The organism is Pseudomonas sp. B23(2017), from assembly GCF_002113725.1.
Classification (GTDB): Bacteria; Pseudomonadota; Gammaproteobacteria; order Pseudomonadales; family Pseudomonadaceae; genus Aquipseudomonas; species Aquipseudomonas putida_Z.
On sequence record NZ_NEJM01000015.1, the window covers coordinates 51887 to 65085 of the forward strand.

Below are 13199 nucleotides of genomic sequence, written 5' to 3' on the forward strand. Positions count from 1 at the left end.
CGCTCAGCGCAGCTTGCCCATGTAGCTTTCCAGCGGGTCCTTGCCCAGCACGCCCTGGGCATTGGCCAGCGCGTCGATGAACAGGGAGAACAGCTCGGACTGGGTACCGATGTCGAGCTTGGCGTAGACGTTCTTGCGGTGTGACTTGATGGTGTCCTCCGACACCCCCAGGCGCTCGGCCAGCGACTTGGTCGAGTGGCCACGCAGGATCAGCTGGGCGATACGGCACTCACGCTCGGTCAGCAGCGAGCTGCCGAAGTTGTTCAGCGCCGCGTGGATGCGCTGCTCGAGGATGTTCTCGAAGCGCCCGGTGCGGCTGTCCAGCCCGGCGAAGTGCTTGCCGAGCACCGCCAGTACCCAGGGCGTGATACGCGCGAACAGCGCACGGGTTTGCCCATCGAGCTTGTCGGTGAACGCCAGCGATACCGCCAGGCTCTGCCCGGGCGCGACCTGCAGGATGTAGTTGAGCTCATCCTCCAGGTGCGAGTGCCGGTAGAACGACTGGTAGTACTCGCTGACCTCGAAGTGGTCGGGCGCCACTTCGAACAGGCCGTAGCAACCGGACTCGACCTGCTCCACACAGGCCCCGTAGAACGGGTCGAGCAGATAGAAGCCGGACAGGTAGCGGCTGACATTGCCCTCGGGCTGCCAAGGCGCCTTGTCGTCCTGCTCGAACAGCGCGCAGGGCATGCCGTCGTGCGGGTACAGGTACACCGTGGTCGCCTGGATCGGCCGAATCACGCCAAGCGCAGCAAACAGGGTGGCGGCAAAGCCCGGTCGGCCGATCGCCTCGGTGACCTTGGCCAGGTGCTCGAACCACTGTTGCGAAAGCAATTGATCAGTCACTTTGGGCCTGCCGTCTCAAGTAAAGGCACCGCCGCCAGTGCGGTGCGTCGTTGGCCAGATACTCCCATGGCACTGCAAACACCGAAATCACCCTTTGGGGTGAGCAGGCAAAGCCCCCTGCCGGCTCACCCCAAAGGGTGATTCCGGGTACCGGCGGGGTGTGGGAGCATCAACCCGCCCCAGCGCTGCGAGCCACCCGCTCGACCTCCTTGCACAACACCCACCGGTATCGAGCCCGCTCGCATACCGCGGCGTCCTGCATCCCTTTCCAGGAGTTAGCAATGCATACAACAACAAGTACAGCCCATAGCCCTGCACATAACCCGTCGCAACCCACCGCCAGCAACGGCCGTTTCCGCAAGTCCATGGGGCTGCCCGCCCTGGTACTGTTCGGCCTGGCCTACATGGTCCCCCTTGCAGTATTCACCACCTACGGGCTGGTCACCCAGATGACCAAGGGCCACCTGCCCACCGCCTACCTGCTGACCCTCGCCGCCATGCTGCTGACCGCCTACAGCTATGGCCGCATGGTCCAGGCCCACCCCTATTCCGGCTCGGTCTACACCTACACCCGCAAGGCCTTCGGCAGCCACATCGGCTTCATCGCCGGCTGGACCCTGCTGCTCGACTACATCTTCCTGCCGCTGCTCAGCTACCTGCTGATCGGCATCTACATGTCGGAGTACTTCCCGGCCATCCACGCCTGGGTGTGGGTGGCGGGCTCCATTGCCCTGGTCACCTTCCTCAACCTGATCGGCATCGAGTCGATCACCCGGGTGAACTGGATCCTGGTGGTGGTGCAACTGGTGTTCATCGTCGTGTTCGTCGCCCTGTCCATCCACAACCTCAGCGGGCAGGCGCAGCCAGTGTCGCTGCTGGCGCCGTTCCACCACGAAGGCTTCAGCGTGCCGTTAATCATGACCGGCGCCGCCGTGCTGTGCCTGTCGTTCCTGGGCTTCGATGCGGTCTCGACCATGGCCGAGGAAACCAGCAACCCCACCTACCGCATTCCCGTGGCGATCCTCGCCGTGTCGCTGATCGGCGGCATGTTGTTCCTGGTGGTGTCGTACTGCGCACAGATGGTGTTCCCTGACTGGGGCAGCTTCGCCGACCCGGACTCGGCGTCGGTGGACGTGATGCGCCGGGTCGGCGGCGAACTGCTGGTGACCGCCTTCACCGCCACCTACGTGGCCGGCTGCTTCGCCTCGGCCATGGTGTCCCAGGCCAGCGTGTCGCGGGTACTGTTCGCCATGGGCCGCGACGGTGCGTTGCCGCGTGCGTTCGGCCAGCTGGTGACGAAAAAGCGCGTACCGGCCACGGCCATCCTGCTGGTCAGCCTGCTGTCGCTGATTGCCTTGGTGATCAGCCTCGACACGGTGGCCAACATGATCAGCTTTGGCGCGCTGTTCGCCTTCTCGGCGGTGAACCTGGCCGTGGTCAAGCACTACCTGATCGACCACAAGCTGCGTGGTGGCCGCAACTACCTGCTGTATGGCGCCATTCCCGGCCTGGGCTTCCTCAGCACGCTGTGGCTGTGGAGCAGCCTGACCAGCCTGTCGTTCACCATCGGTTTGTGCTGGATGGGCATGGGCCTGGTGGTGCTGCTGGGGCTTACCCGGGCGTTCCGGGTGAAGCTGCCGGAGTTGCAGATGGCCGAGTGACCCACGCGCTTTCGAGCATTTGCGCGGTCCATGTGGGAGCGGGTTTACCCGCGAAGCAGGCGACTCGGTGGATGGCACCGGCTTCGCCGGTGTTCGCGGGTGAACCCGCTCCCACAGGGGGCCTGCGCATACGATGGACACTTTTGGAGAAGGCCGTTGCGATAACAATCTGTTATCACCTGATCCGCATTAATCATTATTCAGCACGCATTTCGCCCCCTACAGTCCCAGCCCAACGACTGTCATTGCCAACGGGAAACGAAATGTCCATCGAACATCGCCTGAACCACATCGCCGGCCAGCTCAGCGGCAACGGTGACGTGCTGCTGAACAGCGTCAACGCCCACACCGGCGAGCCACTGCCATACGCCTTCCACCAGGCGACCAGCGACGAAGTCGAAGCCGCCGTGCAGGCCGCCGAGGCTGCCTACCCGGCCTACCGCAGCACCAGCCCGGCACAGCGCGCCGCCTTCCTCGACGCCATCGCCAACGAACTGGACGCACTGAACGATGACTTCGTCCAGCATGTGATGCGCGAAACCGCGCTGCCCGAGGCACGCATCCGCGGTGAACGCGCCCGCACCAGCAACCAGCTGCGCCTGTTTGCAGATGTGGTGCGCCGCGGCGACTTCCTCGGTGCGCGCATCGACCGTGCGCAGCCCGAGCGCACCCCGCTGCCACGCCCGGACCTGCGCCAGTACCGCATCGGCGTCGGCCCGGTGGCTGTATTCGGTGCCAGCAACTTCCCGCTGGCCTTCTCCACCGCCGGCGGTGATACCGCCTCGGCGCTGGCGGCCGGCTGCCCGGTGGTGTTCAAGGCCCACAGCGGGCACATGCTGACCGCTGCCCACGTGGCCGCGGCCATTGACCGCGCGGTGGCCGGCTGCGGCATGCCTGCAGGCGTGTTCAACATGATCTATGGCGCCGGCGTGGGCGAAGCACTGGTCAAGCACCCGGCCATCCAGGCGGTCGGCTTCACCGGTTCGCTGCGTGGTGGCCGCGCCCTGTGCGACATGGCGGCTGCGCGCCCGCAGCCGATCCCGGTGTTCGCCGAAATGAGCAGCATCAACCCGGTAATTGTCCTGCCCCAGGCCCTGCAGGCCCGTGGCGACCAGGTAGCCGGCGAACTGGCCGCCTCGGTAGTGCTGGGTTGCGGGCAGTTCTGCACCAACCCGGGCCTGGTGGTGGGCATCAAGTCGCCGCAGTTCGAACGCTTCGTGCACACGCTGGTGGCGCGCATGGCCGACCAGGCACCGCAGACCATGCTCAACGCCGGCACCCTGCGCAGCTACCAGGGCGGTGTACAGCACCTGCTGGCGCACCCTGGCATCCAGCACCTGGCCGGGCAGCCACAAGCCGGCAAGCAGGCCCAGCCGCAGCTGTTCAAGGCGGACGTGAGCCTGCTGCTGGACAGCGACCCTCTGCTGCAGGAAGAAGTGTTCGGCCCGACCACCGTGGTGGTGGAAGTGGCCGATGCCCAGCAACTGGCCGAAGCGCTGCGCCACCTGCAAGGCCAGCTGACTGCCACGCTGATTGCCGAACCGGACGACCTGAGTGCCTTTGCCACGCTGGTGCCGCTGCTGGAGCGCAAGGCCGGGCGCCTGCTGCTGAACGGCTACCCGACCGGCGTAGAGGTATCGGACGCGATGGTGCATGGCGGGCCATACCCGGCCACCTCCGATGCCCGAGGCACTTCGGTCGGCACCTTGGCCATCGACCGCTTCCTGCGCCCGGTGTGCTTCCAGAACTACCCGGATGCGCTGCTGCCGGATGCGCTGAAAAGTGCCAACCCGCTGGGGATTGCGAGGTTGGTGGATGGGGTCGCCAGCCGTGGCGCGGTTTGATCTGACATTGAGGTAGCCTGTACTGGCCTCTTCGCGGGTAAACCCGCTCCCACAGGTACTACACAACTCATGAATTCTGTGCAGTACCTGTGGGAGCGGGTTTACCCGCGAAGAGGCCGGCACAGGATTACCAGCCCTGTATACAATCCGCAAAAACCTTGCTTACAATGCCATGCGCCTATGACATCGGTAATCGCCGATGCGTATTGCGACAGGCTTAAGCCATGTCATCTACAAATGCTCCAAGAACGCTACTGGTCAAAAACGCCGAACTTCTGGTCACCATGGACGGCGAACGCCGCGAGATCAAGAGCGGCGGAATGTTCATCGAAGGCAACCTGATCCGCCAGGTCGGCCCCAGCGATACCCTGCCACAGCATGCCGACGTGGTGCTGGACATGGCCGGCAAGGTGGTCATCCCTGGCCTGGTCAACACCCACCACCACATGTACCAGAGCCTCACCCGCGTGGTGCCGGCGGCCCAGGACGGCGAGCTGTTCAACTGGTTGACCAACCTCTACCCGATCTGGGCACGCCTGACCCCCGAGATGATCGCGGTGTCGACCCAGACCGCCATGGCCGAACTGATCCTGTCCGGCTGCACCACCTCCAGCGACCACCTGTACATCTACCCCAACGGCTGCAAGCTCGACGACAGCATCCATGCCGCCGACGAGATCGGCATGCGCTTCCACGCCGCGCGCGGCAGCATGAGCGTGGGCCGCAGCCAGGGCGGCCTGCCGCCTGATTCGGTGGTGGAGAAGGAAGCCGACATCCTCAAGGAATCCCAGCGCCTGATCGAGGACTATCACGACGCCAGGCACGGCTCGATGCGCCGCATCGTGGTGGCGCCCTGCTCACCGTTCTCGGTCAGCCGCGACCTGATGCGCGAAGCAGCCGTGCTGGCGCGCCAGTACGGGGTGTCGTTGCACACCCACCTGGCCGAGAACGTCAACGACATCGCCTACAGCCGCGAGAAGTTCGGCATGACCCCCGCCGAATATGCCGAAGACCTCGGCTGGGTCGGCCACGACGTGTGGCACGCCCACTGTGTGCAACTCGACCAGCATGGCATCGAGCTGTTCGCCCGCACCGGCACGGGTGTCGCCCACTGCCCATGCTCGAACATGCGCCTGGCCTCGGGCATCGCCCCGGTGCGCAAGATGCGCGACCACGGGGTGCCGGTGGGCCTTGGGGTCGACGGTTCTGCATCCAACGACGGCGCCAGCATGATCGGTGAAGTGCGCCAGGCCTTGCTGCTGCAACGGGTGGGCTTCGGCCCCGACGCGATGACTGCACGCGAGGCGCTGGAAATTGCAACGCTCGGCGGTGCCAAGGTGCTCAACCGCAACGACATCGGCGCCCTGGCCCCAGGCATGGTGGCCGACTTCGTCGCCTTCGACCTCGGCCACGTGGCCTATGCCGGCGGCCACCACGACCCGCTGGCGGCGCTGGTGTTCTGCACCCCGACCCAGGTGCACACCAGTGTCATCAATGGCCGTGTGGTGGTGAAGGATGGCCAGCTGGCCACGGTCGACCTGCCACGGGTGCTGGAGCGCCACAACCAGTTGGCACGCCAGCTGGTCAGCGGCGAATAAGCAACCATTCGGGGCCGCCTTGGCGGCCCATCGCCGGCAACGCTGCCGTGTCTTGCGAAATCAGAGGACCATGAGCATCTCATGCCAGGCCATGCCGCCGTGGTCCGACGGTGACGGTTTCACGTACTGATACCCCAGCTTCTGGTACAACGCCACATGCTGTTCCTTGCACATCAGGTGAATGGTCAGCTTGCCCGCCGCCTTCATGCGTGCGATGAATTCATCCATCAACTGCTTGGCGTAGCCTTTGCCCTGGTGTGCCGGGTCCACTACCACCGACATGATCACCACGTTTGGCGCCGCCGGGTCATGCCCGACCAGCTCCTTGAATGCCTCGTCGGACATCACCACTTCGTGGGCACAGCCACTGTTGATGAAACCAACGATCTCGCCCGCGTTTTCCAGCACCAGGAAGCCCTGCGGATACTGCGCGATGCGGGTGCGGATCTTCTCCAGCGTGGCCGCCTCATCGCCTTCATAGGCACCGATTTCGATGGCGTAGCAGCGTTCGGCGTCGGCGGCTGTGGGGGTGCGGAACTGAGGGGCGCTCATGGAGGGATTCCTTGGTAATGGCTAAAAACAGCCGCCATGGTAAATGAGCGCCGCAGCCACAGGTACAGCTTGTACCCGAAACCTGCGCAGTAACCGAACACATCCACCGCGTCGCCTGCTTCGCGGGTGAACCCGCTCCCACAGGTACGGCGCAGGCTTCGGGCTCGCGCTGTACCTGTAGGAGCGGCTTTAGCCGCGAACACCGGCAAAGCCGGTGCCATCAACCGCGCCGCTTGCTTCGCGAGCATGCCCGCTCCCACAGGGACGGCGCAGGCTTCGGGAGCACGCTGTACCTGTGGGAGCGGCTTCAGCCGCGAACACCGGCAAAGCCGCTGCCATCCACCGCGTCGCCTGCTTCGCGGGCATGCCCGCTCCCACAGGGTCGGCGCAGGCTTCGGGATCACGCTGTACCTGTGGGAGCGGCCGTGGCCGCGAACACCGGCGCAGCCGGTGCCATCCACCGCGCCGCTTGCTTCGCGGGCATGCCCGCTCCCACAGGTACGGCGCAGGCTTCGGGATCACGCTGTATCTGTGGGAGCGGCTTTAGCCGCGAACACCGGCGAAGCCGGTGCCATCCACCGCGCAGTCTGCTTCACGGGTGAACCCGCTCCCACAGGTACGGCGCAGGCTTCGGGATCACGCTGTACCTGTGGGAGCGGCTTTAGCCGCGAACACCGGCGAAGCCGGTGCCATCCACCGCGCAGTCTGCTTCGCGGGTGAACCCGCTCCCACAGGTACGGCGCAGGCTTCGGGATCACGCTGTACCTGTGGGAGCGGCTTTAGCCGCGAACACCGGCGAAGCCGGTGCCATCCACCGCGCAGTCTGCTTCGCGGGTGAACCCGCTCCCACAGGTACGGCGCAGGCTTCGGGATCACGCTGTACCTGTGGGAGCGGCTTTAGCCGCGAACACCGGCGAAGCCGGTGCCATCCACCGCGCAGTCTGCTTCGCGGGTAAACCCGCTCCCACAGGTACAGCGCAGGCTTCGGGATCACGCTGTACCTGTGGGAGCGGCTTTAGCCGCGAACACCGGCGAAGCCGGTGCCATCCACCGCGTCGCCTGCTTCGCGAGCATGCCCGGATGTTCAGCCCACCGATTTCAACGGCACACGCCCACTCAGCCGCTCGAGCATGGTCGCGCAGTACCAGTCATCGAACTGGCACACCCCGTTCTCGGCATTCTCCGAGAACGGCCCGGGTTCATAGCTGGGCGAAGAAACGCCCGCATGGGTCCCTTCCACCAAGCGGCGGTCCTGGTCGTTGGTCGCCAGCCATACCTTGGTCAACCGGTCGAGGTCATAGTCGACCCCTTCCACCGCCAACTCCGGCACCAGCCACTTGGTGGTCACCAAGGTTTCCCCCGGGCCAATCGGCAGCACGCGGAAACTCAGTGCGTGGTCGCCAAGGAAATGGTTCCAGGTAGAGGGATAGTTGAAGTACAGCAAGGCACCGATATCCGCCTCGCCACTGCTGTCCAACCGCCCGTTGACGGCGGGCTTGCCGTCCATGGTGTAGCTGACGGCGCCGGCCGAGAGCGGGATGCGGGTCATGCGGAAGCGCCCCAGTGGGTCCATGACCAGGCGGCTGGGCATGCCGGCCGTTTCACAGCGGGTCCAGTGGGCCACCAGCTCCGGATCATCGTCACCGCCCACACCGGCCACCGACAGGTTCTCGACGAACGAGTTGAGCAACTCGGGGTGGGTGCCGTCGCAGTGGTAGCACTCGCGGTTGTTTTCGAACACCAGCTTCCAGTTGCCCTTCTCGATCAGGTTGGACTCGAAGGCGACCTTGCAGTTTTCCAGGGCGTGCGGGGCGATGAAGGGGCTGACCGCCGCGCGGAAGCTGCTGAAGTCCGGCGCCTGTTGCGCCACGCACACGTAGATGTAGGTGTGGACGACCTCCACATGCACCGGCTTGAGGTTGTATTGCGACTTGTCGAAATCCGCGCCCATGTTGCCGGCATAGATCAGGTTGCCATCCAGCTCGAATGTCCACTTGTGGTAAGGGCACACCAGCTTGGCGACTTTACCCGCAGCGTGTTCGCACACCTTGGCACCGCGGTGGCGGCAGGCATTGTGGAACGCGCGCACTTCGCCATCCTTGCCACGCACGACAGCCACCGGGTAGTCGCCGATCTGCAGGGTGAAATACTGGCCTGCCTTGGGAATCTCGAATGTGTGGCCGGCGAAGACCCAGTCCTTGTGCCAGATTTGCTCAAGGTCCTGACGATACACTTCCGGGTCCAGATACAGTTCCCGGGGCAATACATGCCGCGGTTTGCGCTGTTTGATCAGGCCAATGACGGATTCATTGCTATTCATTATTATCTTCCAGCCACACGGTATTCACGACAACCGCTGACAATTACCGAACCATTGTAACCAGCCAACTGAAACTTTCTCGCAAGTTAAACTTCAGCCCTGACCGCTTCAAACGACATTTTCTAAGCACAATTCATGATGCGTTGTTAAGTTTCCAACTCACGAATCTGCCGGCTGATCGCCGCCTACGACACACAGCGCCTCTGCGGCCCGGGTGAAACTCTGGTACTTGGCTGCCGCGACAAACGCTTTGACAGCACGTAACGAAGACATGCGAAGTAACAGGGTATCGGGATCAACTTGCCGCTGTGACGTCCTGGTGTGTTCTCCTCATTCCGCGTACAGGACACTTGAATCGTACACAGCAGTTAAAAAACCACATCGGCACTTAAATTACTTTACACATAACCTTGGGTTATGCGAAGAATCGCCGAACTCACCAATAACACTGGGTTATCAAAGAAACCGCACAAAATGTCGTTGGACTTCATCCTTGCTGCACCCATACATTAGTCGCCGACCTGTATGCCAGATCCACCCGCCTGGAATGGCTTTCACTCTATTAGTCAGCCGAACCTCGGGCCTCGGCATCTGGGTGACACATGACAATAACTACAAGAACATTCAGCCACACCTTCAAAGAGCGCAACCTGGGGTTCATGGCACAACCCAACACGCGCCCCAAGCCGTCGCGGGTCGGTTTTCTGCTGCTGGAGAACTTTTCCCTGCCCAGTTTCACCCAGGCGCTGGATGTACTGGTCACCGCCAACCTGATCGCCCCAGGCTCGATCAGGGTGCATACCTTCAGCCACAACCACAACGAAGTGATGAGCGACCTGGCCATCCCCATTCGCCCAGACACGCCGCTGACCGATGTGCGCCTGTGCGACCTGGACATCATGGTTATCTGCGGTGGCTTGCGGGCCGCGCGCACGGTACCCGGCTGGCTGACCGCCCTGCTGAAGCGGCTGGCCAGGTTCCCGGTGGTGCTGGGCGGCTTGTGGAACGGCGCCTGGTACCTGGGCAGCGCCGGCCTGCTCGACGGCTACCGCTGCGCCATTCACCCGGAACAGCGCATTGCCCTGGCCGAGCGGGTGCCACACGCCATGGTCACCCACGATGCCCTGGTGCTCGACCGCGACCGGCTGACTGCCGCCTCGCCGGCGGGCGCCTTCGAAATGATGCTGCAGTGGCTGAACATTGGCTGCAGCCGCGCGCTGGCCGATGCGGTGCTCGACACGCTGGACCACGATCAAAGCAAGTTCGGCCACCCACCTTCAAAAGAAGTGCGCTATGAAATTTGAAATACAAGGAGCGCGCAAGGAAGGTTTCTGAGTATGTGGCCGCTGCCATCACTTTCTTCGGGCTGCTGCTGTCCTGGGCCCTGGCCCCGGAAACCCGTTCGCTGAACCTGCAGCAGGCGGCCGCCCTGGGCTAACGGTGCATGGCACCGGCTGCGCCGGTGTTCACGATTGAAGCCGCGCCCACAGGAGGGCGCGCCAACCGACTATCTGTTTTGAAGCGCAGAAGTTCTACAAGTTGTTGCCGCTGCGAACTTTTTCCCGTTTACCGGTCTATGTGGGAGGCACAGAAAGGTAGCGGAACGCGAGACAAGCTTCGCCGACCACCTGCTGGCCAGATGGCTCAATTGTTATCAGAGGTTGGCTTCGCTCATGAAAATACATGTCGCAAGGTTGATGCTGCTCGGCCTGTTCTCGTTCGCGGCGATGGGCACGGCATCGGCAACACAAATGAAGGCGCCCGTAGTGGCAGCCCCGGTGGTTCAATCACCGTTGCAGCCTGCCGGCAACCCCTGGTCCAGGGTGGCCAGTGTGGCCGATGAACAGCCAGCCACACTGCTGGCCCACGATGACGACCGCTGGCATGACCACCGCAGCGACTGGCGCCGCGAACAATGGCGCCGCGAGCAGGCCCGCCGTGATTGGGAGCGCCGGCGAGACTGGGAACGCCGACGCGACTGGGAACGGCGCCGCGACTGGGAGCACCGCCATGAGCGGGCCATGCACCACCGCTACAATGATGACCACCGCTACTATCGCCGTTGATCGTTGATCCGCAATTGGCGCGTTCGATGTGGGAGCGGCCTTGTGTCGCGAAAGGGCTGCGCAGCAGCCCCAGCATTGGTAGCCGTAATGCTGGAACCTGGGGCCGCTCTGCGGCCCTATCGCGACACAAGGCCGCTCCCACAGGGGCGCGTGACAGGCATCAGTTCTCCGTAACGCCTGGGGTATCCGCTGCAGCCTCGGCCTCCATCTTCAAACGGTCGGCCTTGCAAATGTACTTGGGCTTGCGCGGCGCCAGCTTGGCGCTGGCCTTCTTGGCATGCGCCTGCAGTAGCTGCTTGATCTTCTTGCGACGGTTCATTCTCACTCGACCTGTCAGTCCGGTTTGGCTGAACACATCATACCTTGCCTGGGCCAGCGTCTCGTTGACGTTATTTTCACGCTCGGCAGATTAGCGTCACGCCCTTTCCGGCCACGGGCACATCCGCTGGCCGCCAAGTACGACGAGGCATACGTGTCACACACTCCATCCCCCTCCTCGCCCAAACGCGTGGACTGGGCCGGCCTGGGCTGGCTTTTGCTGTTCTTCTGGTACTTCTCGGGCGTGACTCAGGCGTTGCTGCTGTTCAGTGGTACCACCGGGTTCGCCGGTTTTCGCGATGCATTCTTCCTCAGCAGCCTGTGGCTGGCTCCGGTACTGCTGCTGCCGCGCTTCACTCGCCCCACGGCAGCGGTCATCGGCCTGGTGTTGTGGGCTGCTTCGCTGGTGGGCCTGAGCTACTTCGGCATCTATCGCCAGGAGTTCTCGCAAAGCGTCATCTTCGTGATGTTCGAGTCCAACACCGCCGAGGCCGGTGAGTACTTCAGCCAGTACTTCAGCGCCTGGCTGGGCCTGGCACTGCTGCTGTACACGCTGGTGGCGGTGCTGCTGTGGAAGCGCGTACGCCCCGTCAGCCTGCCGCTGCGCAGCCGCCTGCCGGTGGTCGCCCTGTTGCTGCTGGCCAACCTGGTGTACCCGTTCTACAAGCAGATGGTCACCCAGGAACGCAGCTTCGCCGACGCGGCGGAAAAGGTGCAGCAGCGCATGGAACCCGCCGTGCCCTGGCAACTGCTGGTCGGCTACCGCCAGTACCGCCAGCAGCTGGACAACATGCAGGAGCTGCTGGCCAAGAACGCCGCGCTGCCGCCCCTGCAAAACCTGCGTGACAGCAGCGGTGCAGCGCCGCGCACGCTGGTGCTGGTGCTGGGCGAATCCACCACCCGCGAGCACATGCACCTGTACGGCTACAACCGCGACACCACGCCCAACCTCGACGCGCTGGCCGCCAGCGACAAGAGCCTGACGGTGTTCCGCAACGTGGTGTCGCCACGCCCGTACACCATCGAAGTGATGCAGCAGATCCTCACCTTCGGCAACGAGCAGAACCCGGACCGCTTCCTCACCGACCCGTCGCTGATCAACCTGATGAAGCAGGCCGGCTACAAGACCTTCTGGATCACCAACCAGCAGACCATGACCAAGCGCAACACCATGCTGACCACCTTCTCGCAGCAGACGGACGCGCCGGTGTACCTGAACAACCAGCGCAACCAGAATGCCAGCCAGTACGACGACGTGGTGCTGACGCCGTTCGAGAAGGCCCTGCAGGACCCGGCGCCGAACAAGTTCATCATCGTGCACCTGCTGGGTACGCACATGGACTATCGCTACCGCTACCCGAACGACTACGCGCACTTCAACGACCGCCAGGGGGTGCCCGGCAAGCTGACCGATGACCAGGTGGAAACCTACAACTTCTACGACAACGCGGTGCGCTACAACGACTACGTGGTGTCGAGCCTGATCAAGCGTTACTCGGCCAGTACCTCCAATGGTTTCCTGCTGTACCTGTCCGACCATGGCGAAGATGTGTACAGCTCTGGCAACCACGACCGCCTGGGGCGCAACGAAGGCGCGCCGACCCGGCCGATGTACACCATCCCGTTCTTGCTGTGGACTTCGCCCAGCTGGCAGGCCGAGCACCCGCGCGACCTGCAGGCGATGGCCGACCGCCCCTACAGCAGCTCGCACCTGATCCATACCCTGTCCGACCTGGCCGGGCTGAGCTATGACCGTTACGAACCGGCCAAGAGCCTGGTGAGCCCACAGTTCGTGGTGGCACCACGCTGGATTGGCGACCCGTACCGCAAGGATGGGCTGCGCGAGTTCGACCACCTGCCACTGGACAAGGCCGAGCGGGGGCAGGAGACGGTCAGTAGTGGCAAGACACAGAACGCTGGACGCCTGAACTGATTGCCTTGTAGGAGCGGCCTTGTGTCGCGATGGGCTGCAAAGCAGCCCCACTGGCCCTGCA

10 protein-coding genes and 2 pseudogenes are annotated in these 13199 nt (G+C 63.7%); 7 read left to right on the top strand and 5 right to left on the bottom strand.

What is annotated here, in order from left to right; translation table 11 throughout:
* Positions 1 to 3: 3 nt before the first annotated feature.
* Positions 4 to 846 (bottom strand): helix-turn-helix transcriptional regulator, encoded by an 843-nt coding sequence (locus CAG46_RS21545; RefSeq protein ID WP_075044859.1) that lies wholly within the window; start codon positions 844 to 846, stop codon positions 4 to 6.
* A gap of 281 nt (positions 847 to 1127) precedes the next feature.
* On the opposite strand from CAG46_RS21545, the gene CAG46_RS21550 reads away from it, so the two are divergent.
* From CAG46_RS21550 to CAG46_RS21565, 3 genes are all read left to right on the top strand, one after another.
* A complete protein-coding gene (locus tag CAG46_RS21550) occupies positions 1128 to 2507 on the top strand; it encodes an APC family permease (protein ID WP_085618520.1) in 1380 nt (459 codons plus the stop codon).
* A 263-nt stretch (positions 2508 to 2770) separates the two neighbouring features.
* A complete protein-coding gene (locus CAG46_RS21560) occupies positions 2771 to 4351 on the top strand; it encodes an aldehyde dehydrogenase (NADP(+)) (RefSeq protein WP_085618518.1) in 1581 nt (526 codons plus the stop codon).
* Between the two features lie 224 nt (positions 4352 to 4575).
* Positions 4576 to 5949, top strand: a complete 1374-nt coding sequence (locus tag CAG46_RS21565) for an 8-oxoguanine deaminase (RefSeq protein WP_085618516.1) — start codon at positions 4576 to 4578, stop codon at positions 5947 to 5949.
* Between the two features lie 60 nt (positions 5950 to 6009).
* On the opposite strand, the gene CAG46_RS21570 is transcribed toward CAG46_RS21565, so the two are convergent.
* The 3 genes and pseudogenes from CAG46_RS21570 to CAG46_RS29160 form a co-directional block, all read right to left on the bottom strand.
* Positions 6010 to 6501, bottom strand: coding sequence for a GNAT family N-acetyltransferase (locus CAG46_RS21570; protein WP_013972094.1), 492 nt, complete (start codon positions 6499 to 6501; stop codon positions 6010 to 6012).
* 1084 nt (positions 6502 to 7585) lie between these two features.
* Positions 7586 to 8821, bottom strand: a complete 1236-nt coding sequence (locus CAG46_RS21580) for an SRPBCC family protein (protein WP_085618512.1) — start codon at positions 8819 to 8821, stop codon at positions 7586 to 7588.
* A 149-nt stretch (positions 8822 to 8970) separates the two neighbouring features.
* A pseudogene (locus tag CAG46_RS29160) lies at positions 8971 to 9094 on the bottom strand (LysR family transcriptional regulator); the annotation flags it as partial.
* 386 nt (positions 9095 to 9480) lie between these two features.
* Between CAG46_RS29160 and CAG46_RS21585 the strand changes: the two are divergent.
* The 3 genes and pseudogenes from CAG46_RS21585 (at position 9481) to CAG46_RS21590 (ending at position 10887) form a co-directional block, all read left to right on the top strand.
* Positions 9481 to 10125 carry an AraC family transcriptional regulator gene (locus CAG46_RS21585; RefSeq protein WP_143493501.1) on the top strand — a complete coding sequence of 215 codons (645 nt, stop codon included), beginning with the start codon at positions 9481 to 9483 and terminating at the stop codon, positions 10123 to 10125.
* 32 nt (positions 10126 to 10157) lie between these two features.
* Positions 10158 to 10259 (top strand): annotated as a pseudogene (locus CAG46_RS29165) (hypothetical protein); the annotation flags it as partial.
* Positions 10260 to 10518: 259 nt separating this feature from the next.
* Complete coding sequence (locus CAG46_RS21590; protein WP_075044839.1) at positions 10519 to 10887, top strand: hypothetical protein; 369 nt, start codon at positions 10519 to 10521, stop codon at positions 10885 to 10887.
* Between the two features lie 160 nt (positions 10888 to 11047).
* Here the strand turns inward: CAG46_RS21590 and CAG46_RS21595 are convergent, their stop codons facing one another.
* Positions 11048 to 11206 carry a DUF2986 domain-containing protein gene (locus tag CAG46_RS21595; protein ID WP_064506462.1) on the bottom strand — a complete coding sequence of 53 codons (159 nt, stop codon included), beginning with the start codon at positions 11204 to 11206 and terminating at the stop codon, positions 11048 to 11050.
* A 153-nt stretch (positions 11207 to 11359) separates the two neighbouring features.
* Between CAG46_RS21595 and CAG46_RS21600 the strand changes: the two genes are divergently transcribed.
* Positions 11360 to 13138, top strand: coding sequence for a phosphoethanolamine transferase CptA (locus CAG46_RS21600; RefSeq protein WP_085618508.1), 1779 nt, complete (start codon positions 11360 to 11362; stop codon positions 13136 to 13138).
* The last annotated feature ends 61 nt before the right edge of the window (positions 13139 to 13199 follow it).